Genomic DNA, 21,912 nt, shown 5'->3' with positions numbered 1-21,912 from the left:
TAAACATGCCAAAGATTATTGTTTTACCTCACGAAGATCTATGTCCAGAAGGCGCTGTTTTAGAAGCAAAAACTGGTGAGACGGTTCTTGATGTTGCATTGAAGGCCGGTATTGGTATTGAACACGCATGTGAAAAATCGTGTGCATGTACGACATGTCACGTTGTGATTCGTGAAGGTTTTGATTCTTTAGAAGAGAGTGATGACCTAGAAGACGACATGCTAGATAAAGCATGGGGCTTAGAGATGGAATCTCGACTGGGTTGCCAAGCAAAAGTGGCGAATGAAGATCTTGTAGTAGAGATTCCAAAGTACACATTGAACCTGGCTTCTGAAGACCACTAAGAACCTGTTCTCAGTCATGGCTAATACAGTGATGACTGAGAGAGCTATTGCTTAGACAAACATACTAAGAAAACTGGCCTAGAATATAGATCATAAAGGTGACATAGCGTCGCTGATAAATATAAGGAAGTGTTATGAGCTTGAAGTGGATTGATTCGCGAGATATCGCAATTGAGCTATGTGATTTGTACCCTGATACTGATCCTAAAACGGTACGTTTTACCGATCTGCATCAATGGGTGCTAGACCTTGAAGAGTTCGACGACGAGCCTAACCACTCGAATGAGAAAATCTTAGAGGCTATTATTTTGTGCTGGATGGATGAGATGGATTAATCCTCTTATCTGATGATTTGGTCGCGGGTTGGTATCAGTCCAATATAAAACGCAGCCAAGTTAACAATTCTTACTAAAAAAAGCGGACCTTATGGTCCGTTTTTTTATCAAAATGACATTTTCCTCCTACATAATGCTAACATCAGTGCGCTAATAAAAAATAATCAGAATCACACACTCAAAGTGGTTCATGACAAGGAGAAATCATGTCTACACAGATGTCAGTATTTTTAAGTCAAGAAGCTGCCCAGCCTCAGTGGGGAGCAAGAGCTATTTTATCGTTCTCAGAAGCGGGAGCGACAATTCACATTGGTGAAGGCCACGATCTAGGCGCGGTTCAGCGTGCTGGTCGTACGCTTGACGGACAAGGTATCGCATTCGTTTCACTTCGTGGTGAAGGTTGGGATCTAGAAATCGTTTGGGCTTTCTACCAAGGCTACCGTGGACCAAAGAAAAAGAATGCATTGGAATGGGGTGCACTTTCAGAAGCCGATCAAGCTGAGCTAGAAGCTCGCATCCGTGCTACTGATTGGACGCGTGACATTATCAATAAAACGGCTGAAGAAGTGGCTCCTCGTCAATTAGCGACGATGGCAGCTGAATACATCAAATCAGTGGCGCCAGCAGGCACAGTAAAAGCAAAAATCGTTAAAGACAAAGATCTCCTAACTGAAGGTTGGGAAGGCATTTATGCGGTAGGTCGTGGCTCTGAGCGCACCTCTGCAATGCTGCAACTGGACTTCAACCCAACCGGTGATGAAAACGCACCAGTGTTTGCTTGTCTAGTGGGTAAAGGTATTACCTTTGACTCAGGCGGTTACAGCATCAAGCCAGGGCAATTCATGACAGCGATGAAGGCTGACATGGGCGGCGCAGCTACCATCACTGGTGGTTTGGGTCTTGCGATTGAACGTGGTCTGAACAAGCGTATCAAGCTTATCCTATGTTGTGCTGAGAACATGATCTCTGGCCGTGCATTGAAGCTTGGCGACATCATTACTTACAAAAATGGTAAGACAGTTGAGATCATGAACACCGATGCGGAAGGCCGCTTGGTGCTTGCTGATGGCCTGATGTACGCAAGTGCACAAAACCCTGAGCTTATCATCGACTGTGCAACGCTAACTGGTGCAGCTAAAAATGCACTGGGTAACGACTACCACGCACTATTAAGCTTCGACGATGAGCTTTCTCATCAAGCGCTAACGGCGGCAAACCAAGAGAAAGAAGGCCTATGGCCATTGCCTCTTGCTGATTTCCACCGTGGCATGTTGCCTTCAAACTTTGCTGATCTTTCAAACATCAGCACGGGCGATTACACGCCGGGTGCAAGTACAGCCGCTGCGTTCCTTTCTTACTTTGTAGACGACTACAAAAAAGGTTGGATTCACATGGATTGCGCGGGTACCTACCGTAAATCAGCAAGTGATAAGTGGGCGGCAGGCGCAACGGGTATGGGTGTTCGTACACTGGCTCGTCTTCTTGTTGACCAAGCAAAATAATAATAAGAGTGAGCGGTATTTTGTGCCGCTCATTCATAAAGCTAAGATTGAAAGATCTCAGTAATTTCAGTATTTAATAACAAAAAAATGAAGTGAAGGAATCCCTATGGCTCTAGAAAGAACGTTCTCAATTGTTAAGCCGGATGCAGTTAAGCGTAACCTTGTTGGTGAAATTTACCACCGAATCGAAAAAGCAGGTCTTGAAATTATCGCTGCTAAGATGGTTCGTCTGACTGAAGAGCAAGCGAGCGGCTTCTACGCGGAACATGAAGGCAAAGAATTTTTTGGTCCACTAAAAGAGTTCATGACTTCTGGTCCTATCATGGTTCAAGTACTTGAAGGCGAAAACGCAATCGCTCGTTACCGTGAACTAATGGGTAAAACTAACCCAGAAGAAGCAGCATGCGGCACTATCCGCGCTGACTACGCAATCAGCATGCGTTACAACTCAGTACACGGCAGCGACAGCCCTGAGTCTGCAGCTCGTGAAATCGAGTTCTTCTTCCCAGAATCTGAAATTTGCCCACGCCCAGCTCAATAAGCGACACAGCAAATGATTCTAAAGGCTTCACTTCGGTGAGGCCTTTTTTGTAAGTGAGTTTTACGTTCTCGATAATCAATTTAGTCGTCATTCCTGAAAGCGACGAAGGAGCGTAGTCGGGAATCTTTTGTTTAAATTGGGTAATCTCAGGCTGATAAATACAGTTGTTCAAATTTTAATCGCTTAAGTTTGAATGTCTTAATAAACACAGGGTTTTACAGTGCTTGTTGAAGTTGCGTAAAGCCTGTACAATTCGCGCCCTTAATTATTGTTCCGTCATTGAGAGGCATCATGACCACAGCTAAAGTCAATCTACTCGATTTTGATCGTAAAGGTCTTCGTAAATTTTTCACAGAAGAACTGAATGAGAAAGCGTTTCGAGCAGAGCAAGTGATGAAGTGGATTTATCACTTCGGTGTCGATGACTTCGAACAAATGAACAACATCAACAAAAAGTTACGTGAGAAACTGCAACGTCGCTGTGAGATTGTTGCACCTGTTGTTTCTGAAGCTCAACACTCTTCAGATGGCACAATCAAATGGGCGATGAGCGTTGGCGACCAAGACGTTGAAACGGTATACATCCCAGATGGTGACCGTGCGACGCTGTGTGTATCTTCACAGGTTGGTTGTGCACTTGAATGTAAGTTCTGTTCTACAGCTCAACAAGGCTTTAACCGTAACCTAAAAGTTTCAGAGATTGTTGGCCAAATCTGGCGTGCATCTCGCGAAATCGGCCTAGAAAAAGAAACCGGTCGTCGTCCAATTACTAACGTTGTAATGATGGGTATGGGCGAGCCTCTATTGAACATGAAGAACCTAATGCCATCATTAGAAATCATGCTTGATGATCTAGGTTTCGCACTGTCTAAGCGTCGTGTAACCGTATCAACTTCTGGTGTTGTATCTGGCCTTGACCAAATGACAGACAACATCGATGTAGCATTGGCTATCTCTCTACACGCACCAAACGATGCACTACGTAGCCAAATCATGCCGATCAACGATCGTTGGGATATCCAAGACTTCCTAGCATCTGTTCGTCGTTACATTGCCTCTTCAAATGCTAACCGCGGTAAAGTAACGGTTGAGTACGTGTTATTGGATCATGTGAATGATGATATGGACCACGCACGTGAACTTGCAGAGCTAATGAAAGAGACGCCTTGTAAGATCAACCTGATTCCATTCAACCCTTACCCGGGTTCGCCTTATAAGAAGCCAAGTAACTCTCGAATTGATCGCTTCCAAAAAACGCTGATGGAATACAACTACACAGTAACGGTTCGTAAAACGCGTGGTGATGATATTGATGCCGCGTGTGGTCAGTTAGTCGGTGATGTTATTGACAGAACCAAGCGTACTAAAATGCTTAAAGCAGCCTCTGAAGCGAACTTAATTGCCGGTGGCGTGATTGAAGTAAAAGCGGTATAAAACGCGATTAGAACCTAAACAAGCCAGAAGTCTTACTTCTGGCTTGTTGCTTTTCTGGGGGACAGTTTTTGATTTTTTGGACTTCTTGCCCACGCTTTCTTACATTTTTCGTCAAATTTTGGACAAAACCATGAGCTGACGGTAAATTTTGTTTAAAGTGTTTTTGCCTTGTAATGGCATTAGCTTATGATTAACTAATCTTAAATTAATTTAAGTGCTCGCTTGCTACTGATCGCCAATATGTCTATTTAGGTTGGCTACTTGATAAACTAGCTTCCTGAGAAGGTCATCCATAACAAATGAATGATGTTCGCCTTTAAGGGTTGATGATTCAGATAGCAGGAAAAATTCCACATAACGTGGGTTGTTAGATTGAGCTTAAACGACAATAAAAAAACGCTCTCCTCAACTTGCGATAATACTTTAGAAGTTCACTCTCTATGAACACAGAACAAGATACACAAACGCAAGAACCGATCGCTCCAGCTTTGGAAGCGGGAACGCTGCTTAAGAACAAACGAGAATCTCTTGGTTTAACGCAAAAGCAGATTTCTGATCGCTTAAAACTTCGCGTTACGCTGATTCAGCAAATTGAAGAAAACCAATTCGAGTCAGATCAAGTGGCGACGTTTATGCGTGGCTACATTCGTTCATACGCGAAATACGTCAATCTTGACGAAAAAGTCGTATTGAGTGCGCTGCATCATGCTGGTGATGCTCAGCATCAAGAGCAAGAAATGCTGAGCTTTTCTCGTAAGACCAAAACCGAGAAGCACAACAGCCGTATTATGATCCTTACTTGGAGCATTTTTGCGGTAATTGCGGGTATCTCTTCACTGTGGTGGTGGCAGAACCAACAGCAAGACACCCTATCTCAATCTTTAGCGAATACTGCAAGTTCAGAAGAGCTAGCGGTAGAAGAATCACTTGCCCCTGAATTCACCTCTTTAGAAGTGATTGAAGCTGAACAAAACGAAGCAGGTGCTGCTGCTGAAAGTACAGATGACCTTGTTGCTATAAGCGATACGGAAGATACTTCAGATGCAGTTGCTCTAGCTGACGAAACTGCGGCACAACAAGCAACAGAGACAGAATCCGCTACTGAAGTTGCTGCTAAGGCAGAAGCTGTAGAAGCAAGTGCTACTCCTGAAGTTGTGGCTAACGAGCTAGTGATGCAGTTCTCTGCTGATTGTTGGATCCAAGTAAAAGATGCAACCGGTAAAACCCTGTCGACTGGCATCAAAAAAGCAGGTCAGTCATTAAATCTATCAGGAACCGCGCCATATAAAGTGATTCTAGGCGCGCCAGAGGGCGTATCAATGACATTTGCAAGTGAACCTGTCGACCTTTCTGGGTATACTTCAGGCAAAGTAGCTAGAATAACCTTACCTTAGAGTTAATATGCAACACGAATCTCCTATTATTCGTCGCAAATCAACCCGTATTTATGTGGGTGATGTGCCGATCGGTGATGGTGCACCAATTGCTGTGCAATCCATGACCAACACAAGAACAACAGATGTAGCCGCGACCGTTGCTCAAATTCGAGCTTTGGAAAAAGTTGGCGCTGATATCGTTCGCGTATCTGTACCGACTATGGATGCCGCTGAAGCCTTTAAGCTAATCAAACAGCAGGTCTCTGTTCCTTTGGTTGCTGATATTCACTTCGACTACCGTATTGCTCTTAAAGTGGCAGAGTACGGCGTTGACTGTCTGCGTATCAACCCAGGTAACATCGGTAACGAAAGCCGTATCCGCTCAGTTGTTGATTGCGCACGTGATATGAATATTCCGATTCGTATTGGTGTTAACGGCGGTTCTCTTGAGAAAGAGATCCAAGAGAAATACACAGAGCCTACAGCAGAAGCGCTTGTTGAATCAGCAATGCGTCACGTAGATATCCTCGACCGTCTGAACTTTGATCAATTCAAAGTCAGCGTGAAGGCGTCTGATGTATTCCTAGCTGTTGGTTCTTACCGTTTGCTGGCTAAGCAGATTGACCAACCTCTTCACCTTGGTATTACCGAAGCGGGTGGGGCACGTGCTGGCTCTGTGAAGTCCGCGGTAGGTTTAGGTATGCTTCTTTCTGAAGGTATCGGCGATACGCTGCGTATCTCGCTAGCGGCTGATCCTGTTGAAGAGATCAAAGTCGGCTTTGATATTCTTAAATCTTTGCGTATTCGTTCGCGTGGCATCAACTTCATTGCGTGCCCAAGCTGTTCACGTCAAGAGTTCGATGTTATTAACACCGTTAATGCTCTTGAAGAGCGCCTAGAAGACGTGATTACACCAATGGATGTATCAATCATCGGTTGTGTGGTTAACGGCCCTGGTGAAGCTGAAGTGTCTCACTTAGGTCTAGCGGGTAGTGCACGTAAGAGTGCCTTCTACGAAGACGGTAAGCGTCAGAAAGAGCGCTTCGACAACGATGATCTTGTCGACAAACTTGAAGCTAAGATTCGTGCAAAAGCGTCAGTGCTTGATCAAGCAAATCGCATTGATGTAGAAAACTTAGAAGATTAATACAACGCGATGGGGTGTGATTGTCTATTCGCACTAACACCTGGTCGTGAGAAATTACGGAATAAATACTGTGGCTAAAAATATCCAAGCAATTCGAGGCATGAACGACTGCCTTCCAACTCAATCACCACTGTGGCAGAAAGTAGAAAGCGCAGTTAAAAACGTGGTGAGCGCATACGGTTACAACGAAGTACGTATGCCTATCGTTGAAGAAACAAACCTATTTAGCCGTGCAGTTGGTGAAGAGACAGATGTTGTTTCTAAAGAAATGTACACTTTTGATGACCGCAATGGCGATAGCCTAACGCTGCGTCCAGAAGGCACAGCAGGTTGTGTACGTTCATGTATTCAAAATAGCCTTATCAACCGTGATGAACAGCGCCTATGGTACATGGGCCCTATGTTCCGTCACGAGCGTCCTCAAAAAGGTCGTTACCGTCAATTCCACCAATGTGGTGTTGAAGTGTTTGGCCTAGACGGTCCAGATGTTGACGCAGAACTTATCATGATGACAGCACGTCTATGGCGTGAGCTAGGCATCGATAAGCACGTTCGCCTAGAGCTTAACTCAATCGGTTCTCAAGAAGATCGCGTAAGCTACCGCACTGCGTTAGTGGCTTTCCTTGAGCAGCACATTGATGTGCTTGACGAAGACTGCAAACGTCGCATGCACACTAACCCTCTACGTGTACTTGATACTAAGAACCCTGATGTTCAAGCTATCTTAGGTGACGCACCTCGACTATCTGAATATCTAGGTGAAGAATCGAAGCAACATTTTGCTGGTTTGTGTGAACTTCTTGACGCTGTTGGTATCGAATACCAAGTTAATGAGCGTCTAGTGCGTGGCCTAGATTACTACAACCGCACTGTATTTGAGTGGATCACTGACAGCCTTGGTGCTCAAGGTACTGTATGTGGCGGCGGCCGTTACGATGGTCTTGTTGAGCAACTAGGCGGCAAAGCAACCAATGCAGTTGGCTTCGCAATGGGTCTAGAGCGTCTGGTTCTTATGATGGAAACGCTAGAGCTAACAGAAGTTCGCCGTAGCGTTGATGTTTACGTAGTTGCTGCTGGCGAAGGTACTATGATCGCGGGCATGCAGTTAGCGAATCAATTACGCGACACCGTTGAAGGCGTGCGTGTAATGAACCACTTCGGTGGTGGTAACTTCAAGAAGCAATTCAAACGTGCTGACAAAGTAGGTGCTGTTGTGGCGCTGGTACTTGGTGAGAACGAAGTTGCTGACAATACAGTTGTGCTAAAAGATCTGGTTGGCGGCGAGCAAGAAACCGTGTCTCAAACGGAAGTTGCAGAGAAAGTTGCTGCGCTAATCTAATTAGCCATTGAGCAAACGCTCATAATGAATACTAACGTCAGCACTATGCTGGCGTTTAAAGAATTAAAGAGGACAGGAAGTGGAACTTTACGATAGCGAAGAGCAACAAGTTGAAGCCATTAAAGATTGGTGGAAAGAGAACGGTAAAGCCGTAATCTTTGGTGCGGTTATTGGTTTAGGTGGTCTATTTGGCTGGCGTTATTACCAAGATTCAGTCGTTGAAGCGCGTGAAGCAGCTTCAGAAAGCTACACCTCTGTAATTTCAGCTCTTGATACTAAGGGCGTTGATGCTCAATCTGATATTCAAGCTTTCATCGACGCAAACAAAGACGCTGAGTACTCAGTACTTGCAGCTATGCAATTAGCAAAAGTACAAGTGCAAGCGGGTGAGCTAGCAGCAGCACTTGAACAGCTAGAGTGGGCAAAATCGGCAACTAAGGATGCGGCACTTGCGCCATTACTTACTTACCGTGTTGCACGCATTAAAGCTGAGCAAGGTGAATTTGACGCAGCATTGACTGATCTTACTGCTATGACTGATGAATCTTGGAAAGGCCGTGTTGCTGAACTGCGTGGTGATATCTCACTTCGTAAAGGCGACACTGACGCAGCATACAGTGCTTACACAGAAGCACAGCAAGCTGTTGATGCTAGCCAAACGCTTCAAATCAAACTTGACGACCTAGCTAAATAAGGCGCTTTGAATGAAGAAGATGTTTCCAAAAGCGGCGTTGTGTGCGATTGCTCTTGGCCTACTAGCTGGCTGTGCGGGTGAAGAAGACACCGTAATCATGGCTCCAGTACCAACGGTAAACAGCGAGTTCACTCCTAGTCAGGAATGGTCTACGTCGGTTGGTGATGGTGTTGGTCACTACTTTTCAAAACTAACGCCAGAATTGGCTTACGACAAAGTGTTTGTTGCAAGCCGTGAAGGTATGGTTAAAGCGCTTGATCCTGATACAGGTAAAGAGCTGTGGAAAGTCGATCTTGAGAAAGACGTACTGGCTCGTTTATCGGGTGGCTTAACGGCGGCTTACGGTAAAGTATTTGTTGGTTCTGAAAATGGCGAAGTGATCGCATTGGAAGAATCGACCGGTGAAGAGCTGTGGCGTGTATCAGTGAATGGCGAGGTGCTTGCATCCCCAGCAACTGATAGCAACATGGTCATTGTTCATACCAGTCGCGGTATGTTGATCGCGTTAGATCAAGCCAGTGGCGAACAAAAATGGACCATCAGTACTGAAGTACCAAGCCTAACACTCCGTGGTGATAGCTCACCGGTTGCGGTTTCTGGTGGTGTATTCTGGGGTACAGCAAATGGTCGTCTAGCTGCAGCTATCGTCGACCGTGGTCAGCTTATTTGGCAACAGCCAGTAGGCACGCCAAAAGGCGCAACGGAAATCGATCGCTTGGTTGATGTTGATGCATCTCCAATTGTTCTCGGTGGCACCCTTTATACCGTAGGTATCAATGGTCAGCTGATTGCAATTGACCTTCGTTCTGGTAAGCCCATTTGGAAGCGTAACTACTCGTCAGCGATTGATTTAGCAAGTGATGGCAGCCGTTTGTTCGTTGTTACCGACAAAGACCATGTGGTTGCGGTTGATGCTCGTAGTGGTACTGAACTGTGGAGCACTCCATTGTTAGAAAACCGCTTACTGACAGCACCTGCTATTATTAATGGTTATGTAGTCGTGGGTGACACAGAAGGTTACCTGCACTGGTTAGATCGTTCATCGGGTGAGTTTGTTGCTCAACAGCTTGTCGATGATAGCGGCTTTGCGGTTGCACCAATTGAACTGCCTGAAGGCTACTTAGTGACGACTCGCAATGGCGATGTAAAGAAACTAACGATTAGCCAATAAAAGCGTGATATAATTCACAGTCGGCTCCTGGTTGGTAACAGCCAGGAGCCGTTTTGTTGTTAAAAATTAATAAACCGTGTGGTTATAGGTAAGAGTTTAAACTTGCGAACAAGTGCTTACCTATAACTACATTTAGAGAAGAAATTGTAGAGGTTGTTATGGTACCTGTTGTTGCTCTAGTAGGGCGTCCGAACGTAGGTAAATCTACGTTATTTAACCGATTGACTCGAACTCGTGATGCATTGGTTGCGGATTTCCCTGGCTTAACGCGTGACCGTAAATACGGTCATGCTCATTTTAGCGAGCATGACTTTATTGTTATTGACACTGGCGGTATCGACGGTACTGAAGAAGGTGTTGAAACTAAAATGGCTGAACAGTCGCTAGCGGCGATTGATGAAGCTGATGTCGTTCTATTTATGGTAGATGGCCGTGCGGGTCTAACACCTTCAGACGTGGCGATTGCTAAGCACCTGCGTCAACTAGAAAAGCCTTCAATGCTAGTGGTAAACAAGGTTGATGGTATCGACCCTGATGCTGCAAGTGCTGACTTCTGGCAACTAGGCGTAGAAGACATGTACCAAATCGCTGCGGCGCACGGTCGTGGTGTTACTGCACTGATTGATCTTGCTCTTAACCCGTTCGCAGAAGCGCTAAAAGCGGAAAATGGCGAAGTAAGCGATTTGACTGAGTTTGAAGACGAAGAAGAAGAGCAGGTTGAATTTACAGAAGAAGAAGCTGAAGCAGAATTCAAGCGTCTTCAAGATCAACCGATCAAACTAGCGATCATTGGCCGTCCTAACGTAGGTAAATCAACGCTAACTAACCGTATTCTTGGTGAAGAGCGTGTGGTTGTTTACGATATGCCAGGCACAACTCGTGACTCTATCTATATCCCAATGCAACGTGATGAGCGTGAATACGTTCTAATCGATACTGCGGGTGTTCGTCGTCGTAAAAACATCAACGAAACGGTAGAGAAGTTCTCAGTAGTTAAAACACTGAAAGCGATTGAAGATGCCAACGTTGTATTGCTGCTTATCGATGCTCGCGAAAACATCTCTGATCAAGATCTAAGCTTGTTAGGCTTTGCGTTGAACGCGGGTCGTTCAATCGTGATTGCGGTAAACAAGTGGGATGGCCTAGATAACGACGTTAAAGAACGCGTTAAGAAAGAGCTAGACCGTCGCTTAGGTTTCGTTGATTTCGCACGTATTCACTTTATCTCTGCACTTCACGGTACAGGTGTTGGTCACTTGTTTGAGTCTGTTCAAGAAGCTTACAAGTCAGCGACGACTCGTGTTGGTACTTCTGTGCTAACTCGTATCATGAAGATGGCGACTGATGATCACCAACCGCCTATGGTTCGTGGCCGTCGTGTGAAACTGAAATACGCGCACGCTGGTGGCTACAACCCACCGATTATCGTTATCCACGGTAACCAAGTTCGTAACTTGCCAGATTCATACAAACGATTCTTGATGAACTACTACCGTCGTTCACTAGAAATTATGGGTACACCTATTCGCATTCAGTTCCAGAACAGCGAGAACCCATTTGAAGCTAAGACAAACAAGCTGACAATTTCTCAAGAACGCAAACGTAAACGTATGATGAGCATGGTTAAAGGTCGTAAGTAAACCTTTCCAATAGATTTGATACCCGAGCCTGTCTCGGGTATTTTTTTAAGCAAAATTCACGTTAAGCCATAACAATACGTTTTTATCATCATGGCTTAACGAATCAGACTAGATTCCCAAAGAAGAACGATATGACTACTAGCGATTTGATTACACCTGCGTCAGCAATCACACCAACCATCACTAAATTTTGTCATCAGGCCTGGCAGTTCAATGCTAAAGCGCTGTACGTTGAAAGTGATGACAGTAAAACTTACTTGATCACCGACGTAACACCTTTCCATCCAGTGAGTCATATTTGGCCAGATCACCCGGCAGACCAAGGCTTTGTGAATGTTGGTGACGTGCAATATCCCGTTGAAGATTGCCTTGTTGGTTCCATAGAACAATCCACTGGAAAACTTTTTATCGCAGCAGATATACCTGTTAAGCGTGATACGGAAGGGTGGGCGTTTGTGGTTGTCCACCAGCTACCCGCATCTGCTTCTATGATTAAGGTTAGCGACGAAGTCGTGTTGTCGGTTGATAAAGAATATCAAGCCAGTTTGAGCCGTGGTCACAGTGCTGGCCACATCGCTTTTCTAGCCCTGAATAAAGTATTGGCTGAAAGCTACTGGCGTAAAGATGCGGACAGAAAAGATCCGCTTGGCAGCTACGATTTCAATAGCTATGCACAAGTGACGAGCTTTGTGACTCCTGATCTATGTACTGATAAGTATCGTTTAGGCAAAACCCTGAAGAAGCGCGGTTTGAACGTTGCAGACATGCTAGCAAACCTAGATGGCATTGAAGCTGACATCAACCAGATGATTGCGGGCTGGCTTGCAGAGCCGACACCAGTTGCGATGCGACTGGAAGGCGAGACATTAACAGACTCTCGCTATTGGGAATGGCAGTTGGATAGCGATACTTTGGTGTCTATTCCGTGTGGTGGTACTCACATCGAGAACACCTCAGAACTTAAGGCATTATCCGTTAAGTTAACCCAGCTAGATGACCAGCATATTGAAATGCTGACGCATGTAATTCGATGATTTAGACTGCAGATCGAAATGGGTTGTGCTGTATATTCTGTTTTAATATGTAACTTTTGATATAAATGACCATTTAAAATTGAAATGCAGCACATGTAACTTATGCTTTCGGTGTGTGGTGATATAAATATTCTTTTTGGGGTAGATCGCTGATCAAAATAGATAAAGCGAAAGATCAACCTATGATCTTCGGTTGTGTGTGGTACTAACTTAGTGTGTTATTATTAACCAATAACAAGCTTGCATAAGAACAAGCTGTACCCAATTACGCAATTGAAAGCTTTAGTGAATGGAACAACAATTTTTATTAGAAGGCCACCGAGCAGTCAATAGTTTGCTGCGGAAGCTTGCCCTTGGGATGGATCGCAAGGACTTAAACCATAAGATCATTCAGCTTACTGAGCTGCTTTTTGGTCAGCGCATGGCTTCAATTTTACTGCTCAACTCAGAGTCAAAGACTTTGCACCTTGAATATGCTCCGAACCTACCTGATTTTTATAATCAGCAAATAGAAGGGGTGGGGATAGGTGTGGGAATTGGTTCTTGTGGAGAGGCGGCGGCACTCAAGAAAGCCGTTATGGTTTCAGACATCAATGCACACCCAAACTGGGCGCCTTTCTTAGCCTTAACCAGCCAAGCCAATCTGCATGCCTGTTGGTCGGTACCCATTATATCGTCGCGCGGTAATGTTTTGGGTACCTTTGCTATTTATAGTCAGTACATCTCTGAACCACATGAATTTGAGCTCGAGATCTTAGAGCTATTAGCGTCTCTGTATTCGGTCGCACTAGAGAAGTTTGAGCTGGAGAATCAGCTTAACTTTTTCGCCAATCGTGATTCTCTAACTCACTGTTTGAATCGTCGGGCATTGTTCAATGAAGCCGAAAAAGTGTTAACTAAGCGCTGTTTTGCACAAAAGGTGATGGCGTGTCTGTTTGTTGATGTCGATAAGTTCAAATCGATAAATGATACCTATGGCCACAGTTTCGGTGACGATGTGTTGTTGGCGGTTGCTGAGGTTCTTGATGAGGCAACTACAGCCTGTGCCAAGATAGGACGTTATGGTGGTGATGAGTTTGTGGTGTTCTCTTGTTTTGATGATCAAGAAAGCGTTGTTAGCTTCTATCACAGCTTAGAAAAAGCACTGCAACAAGCGCTTTATATCAATGATGTGCAGTTTTCAGTGAGTGTCGGGCTTTCTTGTGAGAAAGATCCTCAAGGATTAGACCAGTTGATTGCACAAGCTGATAAGAACATGTACCAAATCAAGCAAGCTAAATCCCAGCAGTAGTAGATTGTAAACAGAGTAGTGAATTAGGAAATGCTAATGAGTGAAAATATCTGCCCTAAGTGTCAGTCTGAGCTTGGTTGGGATGGTAAATATCATTGTGAAACTTGTCAGGCTCACTTTACTAAAGTTGGGTTTTGCCCTGAATGCAGCTGCCAACTTGAGAAGCTTCAAGCCTGTGGTGCCGCGAGCTATTTTTGCAATGGCGATTGCAACGAGCTTAAGTCTAAATCGAGAGTAAAATTCGAATTCCAACCAGCGGAATAGCCTTAAACTGCATGGTTTGAACGACTATCGGTGATGTTATACCAGAGACTCAATACTAAAGTGTTGGGTCTTTTTTGTATCTGAAGAACAGGAATGTGTCATCTTGGTTCATTCTTATCGCCGCTGCACCAGTATGAAACATAGTTACATGATTACTATGCACTCTACTGGTGTGAGTTAATTTTAAATTCTATTAATACAATAACTTATAAATAAACTTGTTGATTTATAAGTTTGGCACTCTTCTTGTAACTCTGTAATTGAATAACAAAAATACAATTATGGAGTACTATCATGAACAAGGTGTTCAATTTATCGCTAGCTGCACTGTGTACAACACTTTCATTTTCTTCTGCTACCGTGCTTGCGGCTGATGAGACCATCAAGGTCGGCGTTCTACATTCACTGTCTGGTACCATGGCGATCAGTGAAACAACGCTAAAAGATACCGTGCTAATGCTTATCGAAGAGCAGAACAAAAAGGGCGGTTTACTTGGCAAGAAGCTAGAGCCTGTTGTGGTTGACCCTGCGTCAAACTGGCCGCTATTTGCTGAGAAAGCGCGTGAGCTTATCGAAAAAGAGAAGGTCGATGTGGTGTTCGGTGGTTGGACATCGGTATCACGTAAATCGATGCTGCCTGTCTTTGAAGAACTCAACAGCATCCTTTTCTACCCAGTACAGTATGAAGGTGAAGAGTCCTCTAAAAACGTTTTCTACACCGGTGCCGCGCCAAACCAACAAGCGATCCCAGCAGTGGATTACTTGATGGAAGAGCTTGAAGTTGAGCGTTGGGTACTTGCAGGTACCGATTACGTTTACCCACGTACTACCAATAAGATCTTAGAAGCTTACCTAAAAGATAAAGGTGTCGCAGAAGAAGACATCATGATCAACTACACGCCATTTGGTCACTCTGATTGGCAATCTATCGTTTCAGACATCAAAAAGTTCGGCGAAGCCGGTAAGAAAACCGCTGTGGTTTCTACTGTGAACGGCGATGCTAACGTACCTTTCTATAAAGAGCTTGGCGCACAAGGCATTTCATCTGAAGACATCCCAGTTATTGCATTCTCTGTTGGTGAAGAAGAACTTTCAGGTATGGACACAGAACCACTAGTAGGCCATCTAGCCGCATGGAACTACTTCATGAGTGTTGATACCGAAGCCAATGAAGAGTTCGTTGAAACGTGGCAGTCGTTCATAAAGAGTGAAAAGCGTGTCACCAATGACCCAATGGAAGCGCACTATGTGGGCTTCAACATGTGGGCGCAAGCGGTAACCAACGCGGGTACAACCGATCCGGAATCTGTACAAGATGCTTTGATTGGTGTGTCTGTACCTAACCTTTCTGGCGGCTACTCAACCATGCTGCCAAACCACCATATAACTAAACCAGTCCTGATCGGTGAGATCCAAGACGATGGTCAATTCGATATCGTTTGGGAAACCACAGGTCTAGTTGCGGGTGATGCTTGGTCGAGTTACTTACCTGAATCGGCAAAACTGTTCTCTAGCTGGTCGAAGCCATTCTCATGTGGTGCGTTTAACGTCGAAACCAAGAAGTGTTCTGGCGGTAACTAGATCCATAAATATGAGCCTTTTCCTTAGCAAACTGAGAAGGCTCATTACTTTTCAGATAACAATAATTATCCACGTATCCATCAAGCAAAAATAACAATATCTAGCTCGATGGATTAAGGAAGCAGGGATGAAAAACCTATTGAACGTATTTAAGGCGCTATTGCTTATGGCAGTCAGTGCTCAGTTGGCTTTTGCTGGAATAACGGATGAAGCTAGCTTTACCAAGGCGCTAGTTGGTAAGAAAACATCGGATAAAGAATTAGCTATTGATTGGGTGATTGAGACGCAAACGGAAGATGTGTCGAAACCTATTCTGGATGGTTGGTTAAACGGAAACCTTTACTATTTTGGTGATAAACAGAGCGAGCAGTATAAACAGCTCTACCTCATTCAAAGCATCAAAACAGCGACGTCAGCTCAGTCGGTGTGGGATGAATCAAGCCTCAGTATCGAGAATGCTAGACAGTTTAAAAAGGTTCGAGTAAATAACAAACTTCGCGGCATCTTGCGCGGGGAAATTGCTTCTATTGGACTCAACAGCAGTAACCCAGACGTACGTTATAAAGCGGTTCTGGATCTGCTCGGTACCAAAGATTCTAACATCATCGATCGTTTAGCAGTACTCAGAACCAGTGAGTCAGAGGGCAAAGTCGCTGAGTTGATGGACTTGTCGTTAGCTATTTTCACTTCTCTTGATAAGAGTGCCACGGTTGACGATCGTGTGGTTTCGATTGACCGAGTCGGTGACTTCAAACATTCAGTGGTACTCAAAACTTTGAATCAACTACTGAACAGCGAACAAGATCCCAAGGTATTGGCAGCAGCAGAGCGCGCGATGGATAGCTATCAACAAAGCCAAGCACTCTATTCGGGTGTAGAAACAGTATTCTTCGGTTTGAGCTTAGGCTCGGTATTGGTGCTGGCGGGCATTGGCTTAGCGATTACCTTTGGTGTGATGGGCGTTATCAACATGGCTCATGGCGAGCTGATCATGATTGGCGCTTACACCACTTATGTATTGCAGTTGTTGATGCCGAATCATATTGGCCTAGCGCTAGTACTTTCCATTCCAGCGGCATTCATTGTGTCTGGCTTAGTGGGCATTGCGATTGAGCGAAGTGTGATTCGTCATCTTTATGGACGCCCATTGGAAACCTTGCTCGCGACCTTTGGTATTAGCTTGATCTTGCAGCAAGCCGTTCGCTCGATTTTCTCTCCTTTGAACCGCTCAGTGAGCACACCTGAATGGATGTCTGGCGCACTTCAATTGAACCCAATGTTATCTCTGACCTACAACCGACTTTATATCATCTTGTTCTGTGGTTTGGTGTTTATGGGCTTATTAATGGTTCTGAAAAAGACACCACTAGGTTTGCAGGTTCGTGCCGTTTCTCAAAACCGTGGTATGGCGCGCGCGATGGGCATTCGTTCTGAACGAGTTGATGCGATGACCTTTGGTTTAGGTTCTGGCGTGGCGGGTGTCGCGGGTGTGGCACTGTCTCAACTGACTAACGTTGGCCCGAATATGGGGCAAGCGTACATCATCGATTCTTTCATGGTGGTGGTGTTCGGCGGAGTAGGCAACTTGTGGGGAACATTAGTCGCAGGCTTAAGCCTTGGTTTGTTCAATAAGATCTTAGAGCCTTGGGCTGGCGCAGTACTTGCCAAGATTCTAGTGCTGGTTTTCATCATTCTATTTATTCAAAAACGCCCACGCGGATTGTTCCCGCAACGTGGTCGTGCGGCTGAAGGTTAAGGACAACATCATGCAGTCTAAATCATTTGTACTTTCGGCGATGCGTGGTGATAAAGGTGGCCAACTGACCATCCTTGCCATTCTTGCGGCCGTGATTCTTATCCCACTGGCTAATACCGTGTTACCAAGTGGACACCCGCTTCATGTCGAGACTTTCACTATCTCGCTGATGGGCAAATACCTAAGCTATGCGATGTTGGCGTTGGCGCTCGATCTGGTGTGGGGCTACCTCGGCATACTGAGCTTAGGCCACGGTGCTTTCTTTGCGCTTGGCGGTTATGCGATGGGCATGTACTTAATGCGCCAGATTGGTGATCGTGGGGTTTATGGCGATCCTATTTTGCCTGACTTCATGGTGTTCCTTGATTGGTCAGCGTTGCCGTGGTTCTGGCAGGGCTTTGATCAATTCTGGTTTGCTTGCTTAATGGTGGTGTTGGTGCCGGGCGCATTGGCCTATTTGTTCGGTTATTTGGCTTTCCGATCTCGCGTGTCTGGTGTCTACCTTTCGATCATGACTCAAGCGTTAACTTACGCTTTGATGTTGGCGTTCTTCCGCAACGAGATGGGCTTTGGTGGTAACAATGGACTGACGGATTTTAAAGACATCATTGGCCTGAGTTTACAGAGTGATGCGGTCAAGATTGGTCTGTTTGTCGCGACGGGTATCTTGCTCATCCTTAGCTATATAGCGTGTCGCATGGTCGTGACCAGTCGATTAGGACGTGTGGCCTTAGCGATTCGTGATACTGAATCTCGCACCCGCTTTATGGGTTACGACGTCGATGGCATTAAGCTTTGGGTCTTCGTTTTGTCTGCGGTTATCGCGGGTATTGCTGGCGCGCTCTATGTGCCTCAAGTCGGCATCATCAACCCAGGTGAATTTGCACCGCTTAACTCGATTGAAATTGTGGTTTGGGTTGCCTTAGGCGGCCGCGCCACTCTGTTTGGTGCCATTGTTGGTGCCCTGATCATCAACTACGCCAAGAGCTGGTTTACCGTTGAGTTCCCTGAGGTGTGGTTATTTGCCCTCGGTGGTCTATTCGTTCTCTCGACTATGTACTTCCCACAAGGTGTGATTGGCTTTGTTAGCGAAAAATGGCAACAGCTGCGCAAGGCATCGAACTCGAAAGGCGAAGGACAAGATAAGGATGATCAACATAGAGGAAAGGAGGCGATCGCATGACCACATTTAATAGCGTAAAGGAATCGGTTCAGGCGTTCACTCGTCGAGATGAAGTGTTTGATTATCTTAAACCTGATATTCATCCTGCCATCGATACTCGTCATAACGTGCTGTTGTATGTTGAAGGCGTCAATAAAAGCTTTGATGGTTTCCAAGCGATAAACGACCTCAATCTCTATATCAAAGAGGGCGAACTGCGCTGCATCATCGGCCCTAATGGCGCCGGTAAAACCACCATGATGGACATCATCACCGGGAAGACTAAGCCAGACGCTGGCGAAGTTTGGTTAGGTTCGAACATCAATCTACTCAAGATGAACGAAGCTGAAATTGCTAATGCAGGTGTTGGACGCAAGTTCCAAAAGCCGACCGTGATTGAATGTTTAACCGTGTGGCAAAACCTTGAATTAGCCATGGCAGGTGATCGCTCGGTGTGGGCGACTTTCACTGCCGGGATGTCTGGCGAGCAGAAAGACAAACTGACCTCTGTGCTTGAGCTGATTCATTTAAAAGACGAAGCGGCTAACTTAGCAGGCAACCTGTCTCACGGGCAAAAGCAATGGTTAGAGATCGGCATGTTACTGATGCAAAACCCTAGGCTGTTGCTGGTGGATGAACCCGTTGCAGGTATGACTCACCAAGAGATGGACCGCACATCTGAGTTACTTAACTCACTGGCAGGTAAGCACTCAGTGGTCGTGGTTGAACACGATATGGATTTCGTGCGCTCTATCGCCAGTCATGTGACGGTGTTGCACCAAGGTCACGTGTTGGCAGAAGGCACCATGGACCAAGTGCAGGCTCACCCTGAAGTTAAACAAGTTTATCTCGGAGAATAGGATGTTAGAGGTTAAATCAGTTAATCAATATTACGGTGAGAGCCACACTTTGTGGGACTTGGATATGCAGATCCCAGAGGGTAAATGCACGGTGTTAATGGGCCGCAATGGCGTCGGTAAAACTACGTTGCTGCAATGTATCATGGGGCTGATTAAGGTTGAAAGTGGTGACATCTCTTTATCGGGTGAGTCGTTACTAAAAACCGACGCCGAGGATCGTCCTCGCCAAGGGATCGGTTATGTGCCGCAAGGTCGTCAGATATTCCCGATGCTCACTGTTCAAGAAAATCTAGAGGTTGGCTTGCCGATTCGAGAGAAGGGCGATCGTAAGATCCCAGAGTTCATTTTCGATATCTTCCCTGTCTTGAAAGAGATGCTGCATCGCCGCGGTGGTGACTTATCCGGTGGTCAGCAGCAGCAACTCGCAATTGGGCGTGCGTTGGTGGTTAATCCAAAGCTATTGATCTTGGATGAACCAACAGAAGGTATTCAGCCCAATATTGTGCAAGAGATTGGCGACATCATTCGTATGCTCAACGCGAAAATGGGACTCACGGTTTTGTTGGTTGAGCAGAAGTTGCCGTTTGCAAGAAAAGTCGGTGACCGTTTTTGTATTCTCGACCGTGGCCGTCAGGTGGCTGAAGGTGAAATGAAAGGGCTCAATGAGTCCTTGATTAAGGAGTACCTAACCGTATGAATTCTCTCTTTTCTCCGAATGAAGTAAGGAACGCTTCTTTAGTAGAAGCCTTGTCTCTGAATGAGACCATCGAACAAGATATTCGAGATGGTTGGCAGGCGAGCTTAAACCTCACCTTTGTCGACCGTGGTGACAAAACCGTATTAAAGAATCGTCAGCAGTCTGGTCCGCTTGCGGTGCAACGTCCCTTGTATCCTGATGGGGAAACGTGTCACACCTACTTACTTCATCCCCCCGGCGGAGTGGTAGGTGGTGACACTCTTAATATTGAGGCAACCGTAGAAAGCGGTGCTCATACGTTGATCACCACACCCGGTGCGACCAAGTTCTATCGTTCTAACAATAAGTACGCCAAGCAGAAGCAAACCCTGCGCGTCAAGAAAGGTGCGCGCTTGGAATGGATGCCGCAAGAGAACATCTTTTTCCCCAATGCACACGTGCGCCTAGACACTGAAATTCGTCTAGAAAAGGGTGCACAGTTTTGGGGGTGGGAGATGCACTGTTTTGGACGACCTGCACAGAATGAGGGATTTGAGCGAGGTCACCTTGTTGGGAAAACGGAAATCTATCTTGATAATCAAAGGCTTCTGACTGAAGGTTTTAATTTTCATGGTGGCGATAAGTTGATGATAAATATGGGGTTACTTGATTTTTCAATGATGGGAACCTTTTATATCACCTCAAATGAGAAGCAAGATTTAGAGTTGGTACAGAGCTTGCTCTTATCTATTACACAGCAAGCTTCACAGCAATCAGTTACATCAAAAACGTCGAGTGAACCCACATTAATATTGGGCGCTACTCAGATAGAAGGATTGATTGTGGTGCGAGCCTTGGGGAATTGGAGTGAGGATATCCTCCAAGCCTTTGGTCAGATTTGGCAAGCAACTCGCTCTCATTTATGTGGTACGACTCCTGATTTACCAAGGATTTGGGCGACTTAGCGATTAGCCCTATTTGTACCGGGGGCGCCTTCCGGCCCTCGGTACATTTTTTCAAGCTTGCTGTGATTGAATCCCACTTACTGCTCATGCTTTTTGAGCAATAAGAAAACAACACTAACAGCGGGTGGCTAAATGGAATTAACACCAAGAGAAAAAGACAAGTTACTTATCTTCTGCGCAGGAATGCTGGCACAGCAGCGCAAACAAAAAGGCTTAAAACTCAACTACCCAGAATCTATTGCGCTGATCAGCAGTGCCATTCTTGAAGGTGCCCGTGAGGGTAAAACCGTTTCGGAATTGATGGATTTTGGACGCACACTGCTTACCGTCGATGACGTTATGGAGGGGATCCCTTCCATGATCCCAGATGTACAAGTCGAAGCTACTTTTCTTGATGGCACCAAGTTGGTGACCGTTCATGAACCTATCGTGTAGGGAGAAGTAATATGGCTGGTTCCACCAAACAATATTCAGGCTTCGTACCCGGAAAAGTAGAAACCGCTCCCGGTGACATCACTCTCAATGAAGGTCGAGACACGACGTCCGTAAAGGTTCAAAACATTGGCGATCGTCCTGTTCAAATTGGTTCTCATTACCACTTCTATGAAGCAAACCCTTCGCTGATTTTTGATCGAGAAGCCACTAAAGGTTTTCGACTCAATATCCCAGCAGGCACCGCCACCCGTTTTGAACCGGGTCAGTCGCGCAGCGTCGAGTTAGTGCGTTACGCCGGTAAGTTAGAGATCTACGGCTTCCAAGGGAAAGTGATGGGCAAGCTCTAAGCGCTCTCACGGAAACAA

22 protein-coding genes are annotated in these 21,912 nt (G+C 45.6%); all 22 read left to right on the top strand.

Annotated elements, in window-relative coordinates; translation table 11 throughout:
• Positions 1–5 precede the first annotated feature (5 nt).
• The 22 genes from fdx to CWO27_RS13000 all read left to right on the top strand — a co-directional run bounded on the left by fdx (position 6) and on the right by CWO27_RS13000 (position 21,894).
• Complete coding sequence (gene fdx / locus CWO27_RS13105; RefSeq protein WP_017629863.1) at positions 6–344, top strand: ISC system 2Fe-2S type ferredoxin; 339 nt, start codon at positions 6–8, stop codon at positions 342–344.
• A 134-nt stretch (positions 345–478) separates the two neighbouring features.
• On the top strand, positions 479–679 hold the full coding sequence (iscX, locus tag CWO27_RS13100; protein WP_004740335.1) for a Fe-S cluster assembly protein IscX: 201 nt from the start codon (positions 479–481) through the stop codon (positions 677–679).
• Between the two features lie 206 nt (positions 680–885).
• On the top strand, positions 886–2,181 hold the full coding sequence (gene pepB / locus CWO27_RS13095; RefSeq protein WP_107899066.1) for an aminopeptidase PepB: 1,296 nt from the start codon (positions 886–888) through the stop codon (positions 2,179–2,181).
• Between the two features lie 106 nt (positions 2,182–2,287).
• Positions 2,288–2,722 carry a nucleoside-diphosphate kinase gene (gene ndk, locus CWO27_RS13090; RefSeq protein ID WP_008222758.1) on the top strand — a complete coding sequence of 145 codons (435 nt, stop codon included), beginning with the start codon at positions 2,288–2,290 and terminating at the stop codon, positions 2,720–2,722.
• Between the two features lie 291 nt (positions 2,723–3,013).
• A complete protein-coding gene (locus tag CWO27_RS13085; protein WP_017062516.1) occupies positions 3,014–4,156 on the top strand; it encodes a bifunctional tRNA (adenosine(37)-C2)-methyltransferase TrmG/ribosomal RNA large subunit methyltransferase RlmN in 1,143 nt (380 codons plus the stop codon).
• A 440-nt stretch (positions 4,157–4,596) separates the two neighbouring features.
• The gene (gene rodZ, locus CWO27_RS13080) at positions 4,597–5,550 is read left to right on the top strand and encodes a cytoskeleton protein RodZ (protein WP_107899065.1); all 954 of its coding nucleotides are present in this window, start codon (positions 4,597–4,599) and stop codon (positions 5,548–5,550) included.
• Positions 5,551–5,557: 7 nt separating this feature from the next.
• Positions 5,558–6,679 (top strand): flavodoxin-dependent (E)-4-hydroxy-3-methylbut-2-enyl-diphosphate synthase, encoded by a 1,122-nt coding sequence (gene ispG / locus CWO27_RS13075; RefSeq protein ID WP_048658835.1) that lies wholly within the window; start codon positions 5,558–5,560, stop codon positions 6,677–6,679.
• A 70-nt stretch (positions 6,680–6,749) separates the two neighbouring features.
• Positions 6,750–8,018: a histidine--tRNA ligase gene (gene hisS, locus CWO27_RS13070; protein ID WP_017062514.1), complete on the top strand. Its 1,269-nt coding sequence runs from the start codon at positions 6,750–6,752 to the stop codon at positions 8,016–8,018.
• 79 nt (positions 8,019–8,097) lie between these two features.
• Complete coding sequence (locus tag CWO27_RS13065) at positions 8,098–8,712, top strand: YfgM family protein (RefSeq protein ID WP_107899064.1); 615 nt, start codon at positions 8,098–8,100, stop codon at positions 8,710–8,712.
• A 10-nt stretch (positions 8,713–8,722) separates the two neighbouring features.
• Positions 8,723–9,883 (top strand): outer membrane protein assembly factor BamB, encoded by a 1,161-nt coding sequence (bamB, locus tag CWO27_RS13060; protein WP_048613470.1) that lies wholly within the window; start codon positions 8,723–8,725, stop codon positions 9,881–9,883.
• A 158-nt stretch (positions 9,884–10,041) separates the two neighbouring features.
• Positions 10,042–11,523, top strand: a complete 1,482-nt coding sequence (gene der, locus CWO27_RS13055; protein ID WP_017062511.1) for a ribosome biogenesis GTPase Der — start codon at positions 10,042–10,044, stop codon at positions 11,521–11,523.
• A 131-nt stretch (positions 11,524–11,654) separates the two neighbouring features.
• Positions 11,655–12,557 (top strand): metal-dependent hydrolase, encoded by a 903-nt coding sequence (locus CWO27_RS13050; protein ID WP_107899063.1) that lies wholly within the window; start codon positions 11,655–11,657, stop codon positions 12,555–12,557.
• Between the two features lie 289 nt (positions 12,558–12,846).
• Positions 12,847–13,848 (top strand): sensor domain-containing diguanylate cyclase, encoded by a 1,002-nt coding sequence (locus CWO27_RS13045; protein WP_107899062.1) that lies wholly within the window; start codon positions 12,847–12,849, stop codon positions 13,846–13,848.
• 36 nt (positions 13,849–13,884) lie between these two features.
• Entirely contained in the window at positions 13,885–14,112 is a 228-nt protein-coding gene (locus CWO27_RS13040; RefSeq protein WP_107899061.1) for a zinc ribbon domain-containing protein, read from the top strand.
• A gap of 294 nt (positions 14,113–14,406) precedes the next feature.
• Entirely contained in the window at positions 14,407–15,693 is a 1,287-nt protein-coding gene (gene urtA / locus CWO27_RS13035) for an urea ABC transporter substrate-binding protein (protein ID WP_076650847.1), read from the top strand.
• Positions 15,694–15,820: 127 nt separating this feature from the next.
• A complete protein-coding gene (urtB, locus tag CWO27_RS13030) occupies positions 15,821–17,449 on the top strand; it encodes an urea ABC transporter permease subunit UrtB (RefSeq protein ID WP_107899060.1) in 1,629 nt (542 codons plus the stop codon).
• 10 nt (positions 17,450–17,459) lie between these two features.
• Positions 17,460–18,632 carry an urea ABC transporter permease subunit UrtC gene (gene urtC, locus CWO27_RS13025; protein WP_107899059.1) on the top strand — a complete coding sequence of 391 codons (1,173 nt, stop codon included), beginning with the start codon at positions 17,460–17,462 and terminating at the stop codon, positions 18,630–18,632.
• A complete protein-coding gene (gene urtD, locus CWO27_RS13020; protein ID WP_107899058.1) occupies positions 18,629–19,471 on the top strand; it encodes an urea ABC transporter ATP-binding protein UrtD in 843 nt (280 codons plus the stop codon). Before urtC ends, urtD begins: the two co-directional genes overlap by 4 nt.
• Position 19,472: 1 nt before the next feature.
• On the top strand, positions 19,473–20,168 hold the full coding sequence (urtE, locus tag CWO27_RS13015) for an urea ABC transporter ATP-binding subunit UrtE (RefSeq protein ID WP_102431882.1): 696 nt from the start codon (positions 19,473–19,475) through the stop codon (positions 20,166–20,168).
• Positions 20,165–21,112 (top strand): urease accessory protein UreD, encoded by a 948-nt coding sequence (locus CWO27_RS13010; RefSeq protein WP_102431883.1) that lies wholly within the window; start codon positions 20,165–20,167, stop codon positions 21,110–21,112. Before urtE ends, CWO27_RS13010 begins: the two co-directional genes overlap by 4 nt.
• Before the next feature lie 132 nt (positions 21,113–21,244).
• Positions 21,245–21,547, top strand: coding sequence for an urease subunit gamma (gene ureA / locus CWO27_RS13005; protein ID WP_107899057.1), 303 nt, complete (start codon positions 21,245–21,247; stop codon positions 21,545–21,547).
• Between the two features lie 11 nt (positions 21,548–21,558).
• Positions 21,559–21,894 carry an urease subunit beta gene (locus CWO27_RS13000; protein WP_004735120.1) on the top strand — a complete coding sequence of 112 codons (336 nt, stop codon included), beginning with the start codon at positions 21,559–21,561 and terminating at the stop codon, positions 21,892–21,894.
• Positions 21,895–21,912 lie beyond the last annotated feature (18 nt).

The organism is Vibrio sp. 10N.286.51.C3 (assembly GCF_003050065.1).
Classification (GTDB): Bacteria; Pseudomonadota; Gammaproteobacteria; order Enterobacterales; family Vibrionaceae; genus Vibrio; species Vibrio crassostreae.
The sequence above is the reverse complement of the archived record's forward strand: the minus strand, read 5'-3'. Positions and strand labels throughout refer to the sequence as shown.